Source organism: Xylophilus sp. GW821-FHT01B05, assembly GCA_038961845.1.
GTDB lineage: Bacteria > Pseudomonadota > Gammaproteobacteria > Burkholderiales > Burkholderiaceae_C > Xylophilus.
In genome coordinates this window covers 5,532,464-5,548,663 of sequence record CP152408.1, presented here as the reverse complement: position 1 = coordinate 5,548,663, position 16,200 = coordinate 5,532,464, and the positions used below count along the sequence as shown (strand labels likewise).

At 66.6% G+C, this 16,200-nt stretch carries 15 protein-coding genes; 6 read left to right on the top strand and 9 right to left on the bottom strand.

Annotation, left to right across the window (positions count from 1 at the left end):
- Positions 1-25: 25 nt before the first annotated feature.
- Positions 26-1,003, top strand: coding sequence for a tripartite tricarboxylate transporter substrate binding protein (locus AAFF27_25885; GenBank protein XAH23370.1), 978 nt, complete (start codon positions 26-28; stop codon positions 1,001-1,003).
- Positions 1,004-1,031: 28 nt separating this feature from the next.
- A complete protein-coding gene (locus AAFF27_25880; GenBank protein XAH23369.1) occupies positions 1,032-1,985 on the top strand; it encodes a 2-hydroxyacid dehydrogenase in 954 nt (317 codons plus the stop codon).
- Positions 1,986-2,010: 25 nt separating this feature from the next.
- Here the strand turns inward: AAFF27_25880 and AAFF27_25875 are convergent, their stop codons facing one another.
- The 3 genes from AAFF27_25875 to AAFF27_25865 all read right to left on the bottom strand — a co-directional run bounded on the left by AAFF27_25875 (position 2,011) and on the right by AAFF27_25865 (position 5,124).
- On the bottom strand, positions 2,011-2,721 hold the full coding sequence (locus tag AAFF27_25875) for a glutathione S-transferase (GenBank protein ID XAH23368.1): 711 nt from the start codon (positions 2,719-2,721) through the stop codon (positions 2,011-2,013).
- 138 nt (positions 2,722-2,859) lie between these two features.
- Positions 2,860-4,143 carry a hydroxymethylglutaryl-CoA reductase, degradative gene (locus tag AAFF27_25870; GenBank protein ID XAH23367.1) on the bottom strand — a complete coding sequence of 428 codons (1,284 nt, stop codon included), beginning with the start codon at positions 4,141-4,143 and terminating at the stop codon, positions 2,860-2,862.
- 87 nt (positions 4,144-4,230) lie between these two features.
- Positions 4,231-5,124 carry a LysR substrate-binding domain-containing protein gene (locus AAFF27_25865; protein XAH23366.1) on the bottom strand — a complete coding sequence of 298 codons (894 nt, stop codon included), beginning with the start codon at positions 5,122-5,124 and terminating at the stop codon, positions 4,231-4,233.
- A 101-nt stretch (positions 5,125-5,225) separates the two neighbouring features.
- Here AAFF27_25865 and AAFF27_25860 point away from each other — a divergent pair, with 101 nt between their 5' ends.
- Positions 5,226-6,317, top strand: a complete 1,092-nt coding sequence (locus tag AAFF27_25860; GenBank protein ID XAH23365.1) for a M14 family metallopeptidase — start codon at positions 5,226-5,228, stop codon at positions 6,315-6,317.
- On the opposite strand, the gene AAFF27_25855 is transcribed toward AAFF27_25860, so the two are convergent.
- The 3 genes from AAFF27_25855 to AAFF27_25845 all read right to left on the bottom strand — a co-directional run bounded on the left by AAFF27_25855 (position 6,318) and on the right by AAFF27_25845 (position 9,355).
- A complete protein-coding gene (locus AAFF27_25855; protein ID XAH23364.1) occupies positions 6,318-7,352 on the bottom strand; it encodes a pirin-like C-terminal cupin domain-containing protein in 1,035 nt (344 codons plus the stop codon).
- Between the two features lie 354 nt (positions 7,353-7,706).
- The gene (locus AAFF27_25850; protein ID XAH23363.1) at positions 7,707-8,870 is read right to left on the bottom strand and encodes an aromatic ring-hydroxylating dioxygenase subunit alpha; all 1,164 of its coding nucleotides are present in this window, start codon (positions 8,868-8,870) and stop codon (positions 7,707-7,709) included.
- A gap of 77 nt (positions 8,871-8,947) precedes the next feature.
- Positions 8,948-9,355, bottom strand: a complete 408-nt coding sequence (locus AAFF27_25845; protein ID XAH23362.1) for a PaaI family thioesterase — start codon at positions 9,353-9,355, stop codon at positions 8,948-8,950.
- Positions 9,356-9,494: 139 nt separating this feature from the next.
- On the opposite strand from AAFF27_25845, the gene AAFF27_25840 reads away from it, so the two are divergent.
- Positions 9,495-10,124: a TetR/AcrR family transcriptional regulator gene (locus tag AAFF27_25840; GenBank protein XAH23361.1), complete on the top strand. Its 630-nt coding sequence runs from the start codon at positions 9,495-9,497 to the stop codon at positions 10,122-10,124.
- A 249-nt stretch (positions 10,125-10,373) separates the two neighbouring features.
- Here AAFF27_25840 and AAFF27_25835 read toward each other — a convergent pair whose 3' ends face one another.
- Positions 10,374-12,503 carry a TonB-dependent receptor gene (locus AAFF27_25835; GenBank protein XAH23360.1) on the bottom strand — a complete coding sequence of 710 codons (2,130 nt, stop codon included), beginning with the start codon at positions 12,501-12,503 and terminating at the stop codon, positions 10,374-10,376.
- A 70-nt stretch (positions 12,504-12,573) separates the two neighbouring features.
- On the bottom strand, positions 12,574-12,903 hold the full coding sequence (locus AAFF27_25830; protein XAH23359.1) for a hypothetical protein: 330 nt from the start codon (positions 12,901-12,903) through the stop codon (positions 12,574-12,576).
- A 315-nt stretch (positions 12,904-13,218) separates the two neighbouring features.
- Between AAFF27_25830 and AAFF27_25825 the strand changes: the two genes are divergently transcribed.
- Together AAFF27_25825 and AAFF27_25820 are read left to right on the top strand one after the other, a co-directional pair.
- Positions 13,219-14,976 (top strand): penicillin-binding protein 2, encoded by a 1,758-nt coding sequence (locus AAFF27_25825; GenBank protein ID XAH23358.1) that lies wholly within the window; start codon positions 13,219-13,221, stop codon positions 14,974-14,976.
- Between the two features lie 106 nt (positions 14,977-15,082).
- Entirely contained in the window at positions 15,083-15,400 is a 318-nt protein-coding gene (locus AAFF27_25820; protein ID XAH23357.1) for a YnfA family protein, read from the top strand.
- Between the two features lie 540 nt (positions 15,401-15,940).
- On the opposite strand, the gene AAFF27_25815 is transcribed toward AAFF27_25820, so the two are convergent.
- On the bottom strand, positions 15,941-16,192 hold the full coding sequence (locus tag AAFF27_25815) for a hypothetical protein (protein XAH23356.1): 252 nt from the start codon (positions 16,190-16,192) through the stop codon (positions 15,941-15,943).
- Positions 16,193-16,200: the final 8 nt, after the last annotated feature.

The following is a 16,200-nucleotide window of genomic DNA, read 5'->3' as shown; positions in this document are numbered from 1 at the left end:
ATTTCCATAACTAAAGAGACAAGCCATGAGCACCATCCCAAGCTTCTGCGGCAAGGCCTTGCTGGCCACCTCCCTGATCCTGGCCCTGGCCGGCATTGCGCATGCCGGCGAGTGGCCCGAGCGCACCATCTCGCTGGTCGTGCCGCTGGCGCCTGGCGGCAGCACCGACACCACGGCGCGGCTGCTGGCCGACAAGCTGCGCGCCGAGCTGGGCCAGACCGTCATCGTCGACAACCGCGCCGGCGCCGGCGGCAACATCGGTGCGGCCTACGTGGCCAAGGCCGAGCCGGATGGCTACACCCTGCTGATGGCCACCAGCACCATCGCCACCAACGTGACCTTGTTCAAGACCCAGGCCTTCGACCTGCAGAAGGACCTGGCGCCGGTCGCGCAGGTGGCGCTGATCCCCAATGTGCTGATGGTCAACAACGATGTGCCGGCACGCACGCTGTCGGAGTTTGTGGCCTATGTGCGCGAGAAGCGGGCGCCGGTCAACTACGGCTCGGCCGGCAACGGCACCTCGCAGCATTTGTCGGGGGCGCTGTTCAACAGCATGGCGCAGGGCCAGATGGTGCACGTGCCCTACAAGGGCGGCGCGCCGGCCAATGCCGACCTGATCGCGGGACAGATCCAGGCCGTGTTCTCGCCGCTGGTGGAGGTGCTGCCCTACATCGATGGCGGCAAGCTGCGCGCCCTGGCCGTGACCACCCCGGAGCGCTCCGCGCGCCTGCCGAACGTGCCCGCCGTGGCCGAGGCACTGCCCGGCTTCGAGGTCGTGCTGTGGAACGGCGTGTTTGCCCCGGCGCGCACGCCGCCGGCGGTCATCGCGCGGCTGAATGCGGCCATCCGCAAGGTGCTGCAGGACCCCGTGGTGCGCAAGACCTTTGCCGAACAGGGCTCCACGCCGGTGGGCAACTCGCCGGCCGAGTTCAGGCAACTGCTGGGCACCGAGATCGACAAATGGGGCAAGCTCGTGCAACTGTCCGGCGCGCGTGCCGAATAGGCCTACCAAGAACCTTGCCCATCCATCCATGAAACCTCTGCTGCTCGTCCTTGTCTTTTTGTCTGAAGAACACCGCGCCCTGGTCGCTGAGCGCTTCGACATGATTTATGCGCCCAACGATGGCTTGGGCGCTGACCGTTCGCGCGGTGCCGCGCAGATCGCCGCGCGCGGTGCGGACATCCGCGTGGTGCTGACCAATGGCACCAACGGCCTGCTGGTCGAAGAGATCGATGCGCTGCCCCGGCTGGAGCTGATTTGCACCGTGGGCGTGGGCTACGAGAACGTGGCCGTGGCCCATGCCCGCGCGCGTGGCATCGCCGTGGCCAATGCGGCCGGCACCAACGACGAATGCGTGGCCGACCACGCCATGATGATCCTGCTGGCGGCCATCCGCCGCCTGCCGTTTCTGAACAAGGGCGTGCGCCATGGCCTGTGGCGCGACGACATTCCGCGGCCGCCGCATGTGTCGTTCCGGCGCATGGGCATCATCGGCCTGGGCGCCATTGGCCAGAAGATCGCGCACCGCGCGCGCGGTTTTCACATGGAGATCGGCTACTACAACCGCAGCCGCCGCGATGAGACCGGCTACCGCTACTTCGACAGCCCGCTGGCGCTGGCCGAGTGGTGCGACTTCCTGGTGGTGGCCGCGCCCGGCGGCAAGGAAACCCACCACATGGTCGATGCCGCCATCCTCACCGCGCTGGGCCCGCAGGGCGTGCTGGTGAACATCGCGCGCGGCACCGTGGTCGACACCCAGGCCGTGGCCGATGCCTTGGGCGACCAGCGCATCTGGGCCGCCGCGCTGGATGTGTACGAGGGCGAGCCCACGCCGCCCGCGGCGCTATTAGCCTTTGACAACGCCATCCTCACGCCGCACATCGGCGGCATCTCGCCGCAGGCCATCCATGCCTCGGTCGTGCGCTTTCTGGAGAACGCCGAGCGGCACTTTGCGGGGGCGGCGCTGCTTACGCCGGTGGGCTGACGCTACAGGGGCATGGCGGCCTTGCTCAGCCCCCAGCCAACGCCGCGGCCTGCACCGACACCCCTTGCGCCAACGCCGCAGCCTCTTGCGCCGCCAGCGCCCGCTGGTACCCATCGCGTTGCTGCAGCCGCGCCCAATAGTCTTGCACTGCTTGCGGGTAGCGCGACTGCAGGCCGACCAGCTCGCCCAGCATCAGCGCGTAGCCCACCGACACGTCGGCGCCGGTGAAGCGGCCGGCGCACAGGTATTCGTTGTGCGCCAGCACCGCGGCTATGCCGCGCAGCCGTGCCTGGAACCACTTGGCGTAGTCGTCTGCTGCTTGGGGCAGGAGGCGCTCGGGCGGCTCGAAGCGGCCGTAGCGCAGCACGATGGTTTGCGGGAAGGTGAGGGTGGCTTCGCCGTGGTGCAGCCAGTTGAGCCAGGCGCCGTAGTCGGGCTCGTCCTCGCGCACGGCCAGGCCGCTTGTGTTGGCCGGGTCGAGCCGGCGCGGCAGGTATTCGCACATGGCGGCGGACTCGGTCATGCGCAGCGCGCCGTGTTCCAGCAGCGGCACCGTGCCCAACGGGTTGCGCGCCATGTAGTCGCGTGCCAGCGCGCGCGGCGGAAACGGCAGCATGGCCAGCGTGTAGGGCGCCTGCAGCTCCTCCAGCATCCATAGCGGACGGAAGGAGCGCGCGCTCACGCAGTGGTGCAATGTGAGGGAAATAGGGCTCTGGCCCAGATGTGGGTTGGGCATATAGCTATTTAATTAGGAGCGTTGATTGCCGTGCTGCTCAGTGGATTCCGTCCGCCCTGAGCCTGTCGAAGGGCTGGTGGGCGAGGGCGCAAGGCTTCGACAAGCTCAGCCCGAACGGGGGTGTTAACAGCGTGGACGCTAGCCGCGTAAGGCGGCCAGCAGCGTCAGCGCGCGATCGGCGCGCACATCCTTCTCCTGCGCCATCTGCTGCGCGATGCGGTCCACCTCGCTGCCAGTGGCACCCACCGTCAGCGCGATGTTGCGCGCATGCAGGGCCATGTGGCCGCGCTGTATGCCCTCGGTGGCCAGCGCGCGCAGGGCGCCCAGGTTTTGCGCCAGGCCTACGGCCACGGCGATCTCGCCCAGCTCTTGCGCCGACTGCACGCCCATGATCTTCAGTGCCAGCCGCGCCAGCGGGTGGGTGCGCGTGGCGCCGCCTACCAGGCCGACGGGCATGGGCATCTCGATGGTGCCGACCAGCTGGCCGCGCGCGTCTTTCTCCCAGCAGGTGAGCGAGCCGTAGTGCCCGTTGCGGCAGGCGTAGGCGTGGGCGCCGGCTTCTACCGCGCGCCAGTCGTTGCCGGTGGCGACGATGACCGGGTCTACGCCGTTCATGATTCCCTTGTTGTGCGTGGCGGCGCGGTACGGGTCTACCGCGGCGAACTCATAGGCGTCGAGCACGCCTTCGATGATTTCTTCACCGCTGCGCTCGGCGGTGGCCAGCACGGCGGGCGGCAGTGCCACGCGGGCGCGTGCCAGGCGCAGGTCGGCCAGGTTCGACAGGATGCGCAGGCGCACCGTGCCGCCGGTGATCTGCTCCAGCAGCGGCGACACCGCCTCAGCCATGGTGTTGACGGTGTTGGCGCCCATGGCGTCGCGCACGTCCACGATCAGGTGCAGCACCACCATGGCGCCGCGCGCGGTGGCGGGGAACACATGCACCTCGATGTCGCGGCAACCGCCGCCCAGGCCGATCAAGACCTTGTCGCGGCTGTTGGCCACGGCCAGGATGTCTTCGCGCCGGCGCAGCAGGGCCTGGCGCGCGCCGCGCGGGTCGGTCACGCCCAGGATCTGTACCTGCGCGCGCATCAGCGGCTGGGTGCTGCTGGTCTCAAAGCCGCCGCAGTCGCGCGCCAGCTTGGCCATGAAGGATGCGGCGGCCACCACCGAGGGTTCTTCTACCGCCATCGGCACCAGCACGTCGCGGCCGTTGATGCGGAAGTTGCCGGCAATGCCCAGCGGCAGCTCGAAGGTGCCCAGCACGTTCTCGATCATGCCGTCGGCCCGCGCCGTGCCCAGCGCACCGGCCTGCGCCAGCAGCGCGCTTTCTTCGGCAGTGAGCCCGGCCACGGTGGCGATGTGGGCCAGGCGCGCTTGCGGCGTCAGGGTGCGGAAATGGGGCAGGCGTGAATCGAGGCTCATGGTGTCTCCGTCTTCTGGGGCAGGTGTGCGGAGCCACTCTAGGTTCACTGTACCCATGGTGGTAGGTACAGTTGTTCTGAACAGCGGTTACTGCCCGAGTGCCGCGCGCCGCATGCAGTCCACCAACTGTTGCGCCGCTGGCGTCAGCCGCTGCCCGCTGCGCTGCAGCACACACACGTTCAGCGTGGGCAGCGTCTCTTCGATCTCGATGCGCTGAATGCCGTGGCGCTTGAAGGCCAGTTGCACCAGCGGCTCGACGAACAGGCCGATCAAATCCATCTGGCCGACCAGCCCCAGCGCCACGGTGACCGACTGGCTGCGGATCACGCGCGCCGGCAGCGCCAGCCCCCACAGGGCAAAGAACTGCGCCTCCAGGCTGGGGCTGGTGTCGCCTGCGCTGGGCAGCACCCATTCGGCCGCGTGCAACTGGTGCAGTGATTTGCTGCGCCGCAGCGGGTGGCGGCTGCGCGCGCCCAGCACCAGCTGCACCGGGAACAGCACGGTGGCGGTAAAGGCCTCGTCCAGCACGCCGGGCGGCACGTGCGCCACGGCAAAGTCCAGTTGCCCGTCACGCAGCCGCGCCAGCATGGCGGGCAGCACGGCCTCGCTGATCTGCACGTCTACCGCCGGCGATTGCGCGTGGAAATCCCTGAACGCCGCCGGCAGCACGCTGAGCGCAAACGAGGTGCTGACGGCCACCGCTACGCGCCCGCTGACACCGTCGCGGATCTGTGCGATCTCGTCGCGCGCGCGCTGCATGTCGGCCAGCAGTAGCCGGGCTCGCGGCGCAAAGGCCGCGCCATAGCCGGTCAGGCGCACGCCGGTGACGCTGCGCTCCACCAGCGGCGCGCCCATCTCGCGCTCCAGCTCGTGCACCGCCTTGGTCACGGCCGGCTGCGACAGGCCCAGCACGCGCGCGGCGCCACGGATGCTGGCCTGCTCGGTCACGGCCACAAAGGCCTGCAGCTGTCTGGGTTTCATGGGGGAGAAAGCTAAAAGTTATCGGGCCGCCTCGATTGTTGTCTTTTCAGCTTGAGGGGGACTCTCTAGCATCCGTGCACGCCACCAAAAAAACGCCTGCCATGACCGCTACCGATTACTTCTCTGCCACCTACCAGCAGGCCCGCAGCCGCTTTTTGGAGGCCGCCGCGCAAGCCGGCGCGCAGACCACCAGCTTTGAGCTGCCCACGCTGCGCGGCGCAGAGGGCGAGGCGCTGGCCATCGACATCGCCACCCTGGGCCCGGCGGATGCGGCGCGGTTGTTGATCGTCAGCTCGGGCACGCACGGCCCCGAGGGCTTCAGTGGCTCGGCCTGCCAGATCGCCACCTTGCACGACACCGAACTGCTGGGCCGCCTGAAGCAGGCCGGCGTTGCGCTGCTGCTGGTGCATGGCATCAACCCGTATGGCTTCTCGCACCTGTACCGCACCAATGAGGACAACATCGACCTCAACCGCAACCATGTGGACTTCAACGCGCCGCTGCCGGTGAACGCCGGCTATGCCGACATCGAGCCCCTGCTGCTGCCCGCCGCCTGGCCACCCACGGCGGCAGATGACGCGGCCTTGGGCGCCTACATCGCCCAGCACGGCATGGAGGCGGTGCGCGCCGCCATCACGTCTGGCCAATACACCTCGCCCAAAGGCCTGTTCTACGGCGGCACCGCGCCCAGCTGGAGCAACCGCACCGTGCGCGCCATCCTGCGCCAGTACGCGGGCGCCGCGCGGCACATTGGCTGGATCGACATCCACACCGGCCTGGGCCCAAACGGCCACGGCGAGAAGATCTACCCCGGCCGCAACGCCGCGCCCGACATTGCGCGCGCCCACGCCTGGTGGGGCGCCGACGTGTTCACGCCCTTCAGCGGGCAGTCGGCATCGGCCGACGTCTCAGGGCCGGTGCTGGCTGCCATCTACGACGAATGCCCGCAGGCCCAGGCCACCCCCATGGCGCTGGAATTTGGCACCCTGCCCAACCTGCAGGTGCTGCAAGCGCTGCGCGCCATCCAGTGGCTGCGCCTGCACCCCGAAGCCCCGCCGGCCCAGCAGCAAGCCATTCGCCAGCAACTGCGCGACGCCTTCTACTGCGACAACGACAGCTGGAAGGGCATGGTGCTGGGACAGGCCCGTGTTGCCTTGCTGCAGGCGGTGCAGGGGCTGGCGCAGGCAGCCTGATCAGGCTGCGGCGCTGTCCTCTGGCCGCTCCTCGCGCCCACCGGGGTGCCGTGCAAAGCGCGCCGGGTCGCGGCCGTGCACCGGCGCGTCATCGGCAAAAGGCCAGCCGCCAAACTGCGTGCGGCGGTAGTCGTCCATGGTCTGGCGGATCTCGGCCTGCGTGTTCATCACGAAGGGGCCGTATTGCACCACCGGCTCGCCGATGGGGCGGCCCTGTAGCAGCAAAAATTCTGCCTCTTGCGTGCCGCTGTTGTGCAGCTCTACCGCCGCGTCTGCGCGCAGCGCGATGGCGGCATGCGCGGCCACGGCCTGGCCAGCTACCGACACGCCGTCACCCTTGAAGAAATAGAGCCGGCGGTTGCTGTCTGCATGGGCGGCGGGCAGCGTCCAGCGTGCGCCGGGGGCCATGCGTACCGTCCAGATGGCCACATCGGCCTGGGCCTGCGCGGCCCAGGAGTCGGGCGGCGGCGCCAGCGGCTCGGCGGCCGATTGCAGGCGGCCGGCGATCACGGCTACCTCGGTGCTGCGGCCTTGGTCATCAATGGCGACGATGCGCGGGATGTCTTGCGACCACAGCATGGTGAAGTGCGGCTGCGCCATCTTGGAGGCGGCCGGCAGGTTGAGCCAGATCTGGAACAGCTCCAGCGGGTTGGCGCGCTCTTGCTCCAGCAGCGGGAACATCTCTGAATGCACCACGCCCTGGCCGGCGGTAAGCCACTGCACATCGCCACGGCCAAAGCGCGCGGTGGCGCCGAGCGAGTCGGAGTGGTCGATCAAGCCCTTGCGCACGATGGTCACGGTCTCGAAGCCACGGTGCGGGTGCGCCGGAAAGCCCGGCACCGTCTGCCCGTGGTACATGCTCCAGCCGTCCTTGCGGCTGAAGTCCTGGCCCAGCGCGCGGCCGGCCAGCGAGGCCTGCGGGCCCATCTGCGCGTTGGCCTGCGGGTAGGCGTCGTCGTGGTAGACGCAGAACAGGAAAGGGTCTGCGGTTTCCCACGGAAAACCCAGGGGCTTGATCTGGAGGACGGGGTGCATAAGGACTCCTGCAAGGGCTGCAAATGTCGCAGATGTGGGCGGCGGGGCGGTCTTCAATGCGGCAGCGCTCGAAAGCGCTGCAGACTGCCCATACCGGCTATTTGCCCGCGCAGCGAGTGCTGCGAAACCGGGTCGTTGAATACTCGGACGTCCTCGCCCCGTCTGGGGAATGCGCTTGCTTGCCAGGCTTCCCTACGGTGCGCGTTTCAGCTTCGACCGAGTTTGTTGGGTTCGCCTTTTCGATTCGGGCCCGCGTGGCTCGTTTCCCGCTGAGCAGTGCCGTGTGGGTCATCTTGCAGCACCCAGCATCTCCGCCCATGGGCGAGACAAGTTCCTGCCTGTCGCGTCGTATGGTCAGAAGCGACTCTGTGTTGCCAACACGGCTTGGTCGATGCTCTGTTGGAAGATGGCAAGCAATCCTTCTTCGAGTCCGAGCGTGTGGACATGATTTGCACCGTTTTTCAGGCCTAGCTGCACATCCTCCGCTACAGCGAAGTCTTCCTGGTCGAAGACAGTGTCATTGGTGTAGTCGAAGCGCTTGCCCAGCGCTTTTTGACCGGAGTCACCCTGAAAGTGCGAAGGCCTGTACAGCATCTCGTGCGTCCAGATCGTCCGGTCCGGCGCTTCCGGGTGGAACATGTTGATGGACACGTAATCCGGATGCATGATGAAAAACGTCTGCGGGAAGAGGGAGTAATAAACCGATGCGTAGTCGAGGATCTTCCTATCCTGCGCGGGGACCGACAGCATCTCCTGGAAATTGGTGCGGGCTGCCGCAAGCCGGATGTGAGGTCCGTATTCGTAGTGGGCTATAACCCCTTTCTTGAAAGCCTGCGACAGCGTGTCCCGGTGCAGATACGGCACGTGGTATCCCTCCAGGTAGGTCTTGATCAGAAGCTTCCAGTTCGCATGCTTGATGACGCGGTTCTTGCGGTAGCTAACCAGCTCGCTCAGGGCGAAGTGATCCAGGTCATCCCCGATGGGGCCAAGATAGTTGTCCAGATCGATCGTTGCCCCGGGGCTCGGGTGGATCCACACCAGCCCCGCCCGTTCCACCACGGGCAATTCGACCAGCGAGAACTGTTCCCGGTCCAGATCTGGAAAGTTGTAGGTCTTGGTGATGCCCTTGAGTTTGCCGTCCAGCCCGTAGGACCAGCCATGAAACGGGCAGACGAAGGCTTTCAGACATGCTTCCTCACCCGACACGATGCGCGCCCCACGATGGCGGCATGTATTGAGGAAGCCGCGTAGGCGGCCATCCGCGCCTCGAACGATCACATAGGGGAACTTCGGCCAGTCGCTCAGCAGGTAGGCGCCGGGCTCGCTCACGCTGGCCACGTGTCCCGCGACCATGGGGTAGTGGCTGAAAACGCTCGCCATTTCGCGCTCCAGGACCCCCGGGTCTGTGTAGATATTCACAGGGAGTTGGACCATGTGGCCGAGCATTTCCTGATCACGCCCCGTTCGATGCAGTGCTTCAAGCGCGTCGAGCGTTTGTTTCTGTGTGGCCTGGCGCATCCTGTGCTCCTCGATGGTTGTACTGCCGCGATCCGCTGTATGCGTCATGCTTGCCTTGGGGCGACCCGAACCGGCCCTCAGCCTGCCGGGACGACGGTTCCCTGTGCCAGGGCGCACAGCTTCTGCGAATCGCCTTCCACCGCATAGATTTCGCATTGGCAGATGGCCATTCGCTTGCTTGTACTGCGCGCTTGCGCCCTGGCGATGAGCCTGGTTCCGACGCCGGGGCGGATGTAGTTGATCTTGAATTCCGCCATCAGTGCGTTCCCCCCAAGCGCCAGGCCGCCTGCAAATGCGATGGCGTTGTCGGCGAGGTAGCTGATCACGCCGCCGTGGACGAAGCCATGCTGCTGCTTGTGATGGTCCTGAATGGCGAGCGTCAGCTCTGCACTGTCCTGCGACAACGCCGCCAATTCGGCCTCGATGAATTGACTGAATGGCTGGCTTGCAAACATCTGTCGCGCGAATGCCTGGATGTCTTCCATTTTCTCTCCTGATCAGCTTGGTGTTGCGTCATCTCTCGCGGGGCCTTCTCTGGATGAAGCGTTGATGTAAATTCTAGGAAGGCCGGTTCGGCCATGTGTTCGGATCTGGCGCATGAGATATCCCCCAACGAATTCGCCCGTGATTCCTCGACGCAGGCCGCAGCAATCGCGTGCCCGGCACACTGCTGGTGCCTTGCAGGACGCGTTTGTTCGGCTTTTGGTGGAGCGGGACTACGACGCCGTCACCATCCGGGAGATCGTCGATCTGGCGGGAACCGGCCTGGGCAGCTTCTACGAATACTTCGCTAACAAGGAGGATCTCGCCAAGGTCTGCGTGCATCTGCGCTCGAAGACCTTGCTCCGGGCCTTGCAGTCCCTGGGCCAGGACAGTGACCGCGCATCGTTGGAGTCGATGGTGTGTCTGGTCATTGAGCGCCTGGCGGATATCCACCGAGAGAGCCCTTCTCATTGGGGGGCGCACTATCTGCTGGAGCGCCGCCTCTCCGGTATCGCGGCCTACTCAAAGATGTACGAGCGGTTCGTGCGGGAGTGGGCGCGGCTCATCGGGGCTGCCTCGGATCGCCTGTGCGCTTGCCCAAATGATGCGGCACGGACTTGTCAGGCGATCCTATATGGGCTCTTCGCTCATGCTCATCTGCAAGGCTTGTCCACCCAGATGCGCGTTGATCTCGATCTGCTTTGCCTGCAGTCGCAACAAGCGCTGTTGGGCTACCTGGCGCTGGTGACCACACCGCTGCCACAACGGTAGTAGCGTCCCCGCCAGCAAGCATGGCCGGCCGCGAATCAGGGCGGTCTTTCCCGCTGCTCCACGGCGACACGGCCGTCGGTGTCCGCAGATGTTCAATATTTCCAGAACGTGGGGTCGCCTTCTCTTTGGTGGCTTTCTCTTGGGCGAACGCCCAAGAGAACGCCACTCGCCCGCCGGGGCGAACTCCCGGCACCCGGCGCCTGCAAGGCACGCCGTGCTGGGATACCTCAAAGACCTTGAAAGGGTGGCTTAAAAGCTGAACGGCTTCGACAAACTCACATACACCGTCCGCCGTTGCCCGAACTGCGGCGCGCCCACGCCAATGCCGGTGCCGTCGCGCAGCTCGTACTGGCGGTCGAACAGGTTCAGCACTGACAGCCGCGCATTGAATTTGCCAAGCTGGCCAAAGTCAAAGCTGCGCGCGGCCGCCACGTTGACCTGGGCATAGGCCGCCAGGTGCTCGCTGTTGGCAAAGCCGCTGCGCAGGCCGCTGCCCACCACCATGTCGGCGCTGTAGGTGGTGGGGCCGGCGCGGTAGGCTACGCCGCCCGAGCCGCTCCAGGTCTGGTCGTGGTCCAGGTGCACCCAGTGGTTGGAGATGTAGGCCAGCTCGTCCGTGTCGAAGTTGAACTGTCCGGTCTCCACGCCCTTGCCCATGGCCTGCGAGCGGGCCAGGTTGCCGTAGGCGGCGAAGTTGCCGTCCTGGTAGCTGGCGGTCAGCTCCAGGCCGGCGACGCGGCCCCGCGCATAGTTGAAGGCCGAGTACACCAGCGCATTGCCAAACTGGCCCTCGTCCTGCAGGTGGCGCACGTCGCGGTAGTAGCCGTCCAGGCCGATGGTGAGCTTGGGTGTGAGTTGGTGCTCTATGCCCAGGTCGAAGTAGTTGGAGCGCTCGGACTTCACCGAGGTGTTGGCATCCGACGGCAAGGCGTTGGTCGTGCCCAGGAAGGCTGCCACTGACGTGGTGTCGATCTTCTCGGTGGGCGGCGGCGTGAAGTAGCGCGCGTAGCCGGCGTGCAGCCGGGTCTGCTTGCTCAGCTCGTACACCAGGCCGATGCGCGGGCTTAGCTGCTGCTCGTTGGAGACGGTGTTGGTCTGGTCAAAGCGCGCGCCGTAGTTGACGGTGAGCTTGTCCGTGGCCTTCCACTCGTCTTGCAGATAGATGCCGTAGAGCGTGCCCTTGAGGCGCGAGTTGTCTTGCACCGTGATGGGCGTGCCGCTGGTCTGGTTGCCGTCGGCATCCGCAGGGAACACCAGCGCATTGTTGTTGGCCACGGCGCGTTCGCGCTGCGCGAAGATGCCCGCGCGCAGCGTGTGCGTGTCGTTCAGGCGGTAGCCCGCGTCAAGCTGCGTGCCATAGACCTCGTTGGAGCGGTGGATGGCACCGGCAATGCCGTTGTAGATCAGGTCGCCGACCGGGTCGGGCATGTAGTCCACCGTGCTGCGGCGGTGGAACAGCGAGATCTGGTAGTCCAGCGGGCCGGCATCCGCGTGCTGGAAGGACAGCACCTGGAAGTCCGACCGCTCGCGTTGGCGCGCATCGAGGTTCTCTGACGCCACCGTGGCGCCGCTGTCCAGCGTGTAGCTGGGCTGCAGGCCGGGCCGGTTCGGGATCTGGAAGCGCCCGCTGGAGCTGCCCGCCATCAGGCTCACGCGGTTGCTGGGGTCGATCGCGTAAGACAGGTAGCCAAAGCCCTTGCCCTGGCTGGTGTGGTCGTGGATGGCGTCGCGGCTGGCCGTGGGGTTTTCTATGCCCAGGTTGTTCTCCAGCATCGAGCCGCTCAGGAAGTAGCTCAGGCCGCCGGCGGTGCTGCCGTTGACGCTGCCGTTCAGCTCGCGGTGGCCGTTGCTGCCAATCACGGTGCCGATCTCGCCGCCCTGCGGCGTGTCGGCATCTTTGGTGCGGATATCGACCACGCCGGCGGTTCGGTAGCCGTACTGGGCCGGCAGCGCGCCGGTCAGCAGGTTGACCTGGCCGGCCAGGCGCGTGTCGATGGCCTGGCCAAAGCCGGCGATGGGCTCGGGAATGATCACGCCGTTGATGCGGTACTGCAGGTTGGCGTGGTCGCCGCGCACATGCAGTTGGCCAAAAGAATCCTGCACCACGCCCGGCGCGCGCAGCAGCACCTGGTTCAGCGGCGTGCTGGCGCCCAGCGGCAGGGCGTCGATGTCGGTCTCGTCCATGCGGTAGATCGAGCTGCCGGTGTCGGGCGACAAGCCGTTGCGCGCGGCGTCCAGGCGCTTGGTGGAGATGGTGACCGGCGCCAGCGTGGCCGCGCTGGGCGGCTGCACGGTGTCTGCCGCGTCGGCGGCAGCGGCAAGCAGGGGGAAGGCCGCCACGATGGCGGCCGCAATGGCGTGATGAGAGTGTCTGTGCATGAGGGTTCCTGAAGGTGAGCGAGCACGCCCGGCCTTCTGCAACAGAAGGCCGGGGCGTGGCGGCGGGGACTCACAGGAACCGGGGCGGCCCGCGGCTGCAGGCGGGGGGCGCGGGCAGGTCGGCGCTGCCGCTCGGGCAGGGCACCACTGCGCGCAGGTGCTGCGGCTCGGGCAGGGGCAGCGCCCAGTGCGAGGGCACGGCATCCGCCAGCTGGGCAAAGGCCAGGCACTTCTCGCAGACGGCGCGCGCGCTATCGGGGCTGCCCGGCTGCCCCGCCGCCTCGGCTGCCGCCGTTGCCTGCGGCGCCAGCAGATGGCCCAGCTCATGCAGCAGCGCGCCCTGTTGCGAGAACAGCAGGGCGAGCGACAACAAAAAGAACAGGCTGATGCGGCGCAGCACGGGCGCAGTGTAGGGAGCCGTACCCGACTGCTGCCTGACTGAGTTGAAGCTCACCCCCAGGCTGCGCGCTTCGCGTCTTCGCCAACCCCCTTGCAGAGCCTGTCCTGAGCTTGTCGAAGGGGGACACATCCAGCGGCTCGGCAAAGCCGGTTCCGCGGATGTCTGCGCATGGCCTGCTCCGCGGCCTTTGGGGCCTTTTCGTTTCATGCCCTGCGGGCGGCGCGTGAGCGCCAAGAACAATGTGTGAACTATTGGCCGTCGAAACGGGTCTTGTCAGGTGCGCTGACCGTCTGAGCAGCGCCGCCAGAGGAGCCCGTGAGCAGTTACAGAAGAAGCATCCCCTACAGCAGCAGTCCGCTGCTGGCCAGCAAGGCGCCCCTGTGGCGCAGCAAGTTCGTGGTGGTGAGCATTGCGCTGGGTTTCCTGCTGCTGGCCTGCCGGGCTTTCTACGTGCAGGTGCTCAACAACCAGTTTTTTCTGCACCAGGGCGAGGTCCGCTTTGCCCGCACGCTGGACTTGCCGGCCAGCCGGGGCCGCATCTTCGACCGCAACGGCGAGATCCTGGCCTCCAGCGTGCCGGCCACCAGCATCTGGGCCATCCCCGAGGACGTGGAGCAGGACGACCCCGCCGTGCGCGCCAAGCTCAAGCAGTTGGCGCGCCTGCTGGACATGCCCGAGGCCGATCTGCGCGCCAAGATGGCCGACGATGACAAGAGCTTTGTCTGGATCAAGCGCCAGCTGGACTGGGACCTGGGCAAGCAGATCGCCGCGCTGGATATCCCCGGCATCTACCAGCGCAAGGAATACAAGCGCGAGTACCCCGAGGGCGAATCCGCCGCGCACCTGGTGGGTTTCACCAATGTCGAGGACCAAGGCCAGGAAGGCATGGAGCTGGCCTTCAACAAGAACCTGGGCGGCCAGGCTGGCTCGCGCCGCGTGTTGAAGGACCGGATTGGCCGCATCGTGGAAGACGTGGGCGAGCAGGTGCCGCCGGTGGACGGCCATGACGTCACCCTCAGCATCGACGAGCGGGTGCAGTTTGTCGCCTACCAGCAGTTGCGCGACGCGGTGCAGGCCAACAAGGCCAAGGCCGGCAGCGTGGTGGTGGTGGACGCCCAGGACGGCGAGCTGCTGGCCATGGCCAATTACCCCAGCTTCGACCCCAACAACCGGCGCGCGCTGACCGGCGACCAGTTGCGCAACCGCGCCATGACCGATGTGTTCGAGCCCGGCTCCACCATGAAGCCGATCACCGTCGCCACCGCGCTGCAGCTGGGGCGCGTGCAGCCGCAGACCATCATCGACACCAACCCGGGCTACATCAACGTCACCGGCGCCACCATCCATGACGACGCCAACTTTGGCGTGCTGACGGTAGAGGGCGTGATCCAGAAGTCCAGCAACGTCGGCGCCACCAAGATCTCGCAGCGCATGACGCCGGAAGAGATGTGGAGCAGCTTCACCGCCGTGGGCTTTGGGCAGAAGCCGCAGACGCAGTTCCCCGGCGCCGTCACCGGCCGGCTGCGGCCCTGGAAGAGCTGGCGGCCGATCGAGCAGGCCACCATGTCCTATGGCTATGGGCTGTCGGCCTCGCTGTTCCAGATCGCGCACGCCTACACCGCGTTTGCGCATGACGGCGAGGTGATCCCCATCGGCATGCTCAAGTCTGACCAGGCGCCAGACGGCGTGCGCGTGTTCTCGTCCAAGGTGGCAAGCGAGGTGCGCGCCATGATGCATTTGGCCGCCGGCCCCGGCGGCACCGCGCCGCTGGCGCAGACCGAGGGCTATTCGGTTGGCGGCAAAACCGGCACCGCCCACAAGCAGGTCGGCAAGGGCTACGCCAGCAACAAGTACCGCGCCTGGTACACCGGCATGTCGCCCATCGACAAGCCGCGCATCATCGTCGCCGTGATGATCGACGAGCCCAGCGCGGGCAAGTACTTTGGTGGCCTGGTGGCCGCCCCGGTCTTCAGCCACGTGGTGCAGCAGACCTTGCGCATCCTGCAGGTGCAGCCAGACCTGGCGGTGTCGCCGCAGGTGAAGATGGCGGCGGTGAAGACCGGCGCCAACTGAATGCGGGTTGGCCATCAAAGCGACAGGCCGTTATCGCCTTGATTGCGAAACCGCATGAGATGGCCGATTGGGGCAGGCCACTGCAGGCCGCCGGCAGAATCGCCGCATGAAGACCTTCCTGCTGTTTGTCGCCACCGCGCTGGCTGAGATCATCGGCTGCTACCTGCCTTACCTGTGGCTCAAGCAAGGGCGCCCGCTCTGGCTGCTGCTGCCGGCGGCCCTGAGCCTGGCGCTGTTCGCCTGGCTGTTGACCCTGCACGAGGCCGCGGCGGGGCGTGTGTACGCGGCCTACGGCGGGGTTTACATCGGCGTGGCGCTGGCTTGGTTGTGGGCGGTAGATGGCATCCGCCCCACGGGCTGGGACCTGGCCGGTGTGGCGCTGGCGTTGGGCGGCATGGGGCTGATCATGTTCCAGCCGCGCTGAATCCGTCGGGTTCGGCCAGCGCCGCACGGTGTATGTGAGTTTGTCGAAGCCGTTCAGCTTTTAAGCCACCCTTTCAAGGTCTTTGAGGTATCCCTTGGCGGCTTGCCTTGCAGGCGACGGGTGCCGGGAGTTCGCCCCGGCGGGCGAGTAACTTTCTTTCGCGTCGCCGAAAGAAAGTCACCAAAGAAAGGGCGACCCCACTGTGGCGGTCCGGCTTTGCCGGACTGCTTTGCGGTGCTCGGAATCGGCAGGCGGCTGCGGAACTCGCTGCGCTCAAACAGTCCTCGCCGTCCCTTCGCTTCGCTACGGGCAACCTGCCGACTCCTCCGCTCCTCAACGCCACAGAGGGGACCCCGGGACAGCCAGTCGGGCCATCGCTGCGCTCGGCCTTTGTCTCTGCATTACTCCCTCCCCCGCTGGGGGAGGGCTGGGGTGGGGGCCGGCTGTCCGTCGCCTGCCGGGGCAAGTCCCCGCACACCCACCATCAGCAGGACGCGAGAACTACCAAATGGATCACAAGACCTTGAAAGGGAATGGCCCTCAGCGCCCCACCACCGACCAACCCGCCTGCAGGTTGGTCTTGTCGTTCTCGTATTCCCAGGCCGTGCCGCAGCGGTCGCAGCGGTAGCGGGTGATGGTGACGGTGCCGTGGTCGCGCTCTTCCTTGCGGTTGCCGCCTTGCAGCAGCTCTGCGTGCCCTGGCGCGCGGCGCCAGTTGCGCTGGATGCCGGCGCAGGGTGCGCACAGCTCCATCTTCTTCAATTCATTCTGCCTGGCCAGGTCTTTGCTCATGGTGCCGC

Coding starts and splice junctions, on each gene's coding strand:
- AAFF27_25850 (XAH23363.1), bottom strand. CDS start 8,870: ATGCGCCAGGCCACACAGAAACAAACGCTCGACGCGCTTGAAGCACTG.
- AAFF27_25860 (XAH23365.1), top strand. CDS start 5,226: ATGACCGCTACCGATTACTTCTCTGCCACCTACCAGCAGGCCCGCAGC.
- AAFF27_25875 (XAH23368.1), bottom strand. CDS start 2,721: ATGCCCAACCCACATCTGGGCCAGAGCCCTATTTCCCTCACATTGCAC.
- AAFF27_25885 (XAH23370.1), top strand. CDS start 26: ATGAGCACCATCCCAAGCTTCTGCGGCAAGGCCTTGCTGGCCACCTCC.
- AAFF27_25880 (XAH23369.1), top strand. CDS start 1,032: ATGAAACCTCTGCTGCTCGTCCTTGTCTTTTTGTCTGAAGAACACCGC.
- AAFF27_25820 (XAH23357.1), top strand. CDS start 15,083: ATGAAGACCTTCCTGCTGTTTGTCGCCACCGCGCTGGCTGAGATCATC.
- AAFF27_25845 (XAH23362.1), bottom strand. CDS start 9,355: ATGGAAGACATCCAGGCATTCGCGCGACAGATGTTTGCAAGCCAGCCA.
- AAFF27_25855 (XAH23364.1), bottom strand. CDS start 7,352: ATGCACCCCGTCCTCCAGATCAAGCCCCTGGGTTTTCCGTGGGAAACC.
- AAFF27_25870 (XAH23367.1), bottom strand. CDS start 4,143: ATGAGCCTCGATTCACGCCTGCCCCATTTCCGCACCCTGACGCCGCAA.
- AAFF27_25815 (XAH23356.1), bottom strand. CDS start 16,192: ATGAGCAAAGACCTGGCCAGGCAGAATGAATTGAAGAAGATGGAGCTG.
- AAFF27_25835 (XAH23360.1), bottom strand. CDS start 12,503: ATGCACAGACACTCTCATCACGCCATTGCGGCCGCCATCGTGGCGGCC.
- AAFF27_25865 (XAH23366.1), bottom strand. CDS start 5,124: ATGAAACCCAGACAGCTGCAGGCCTTTGTGGCCGTGACCGAGCAGGCC.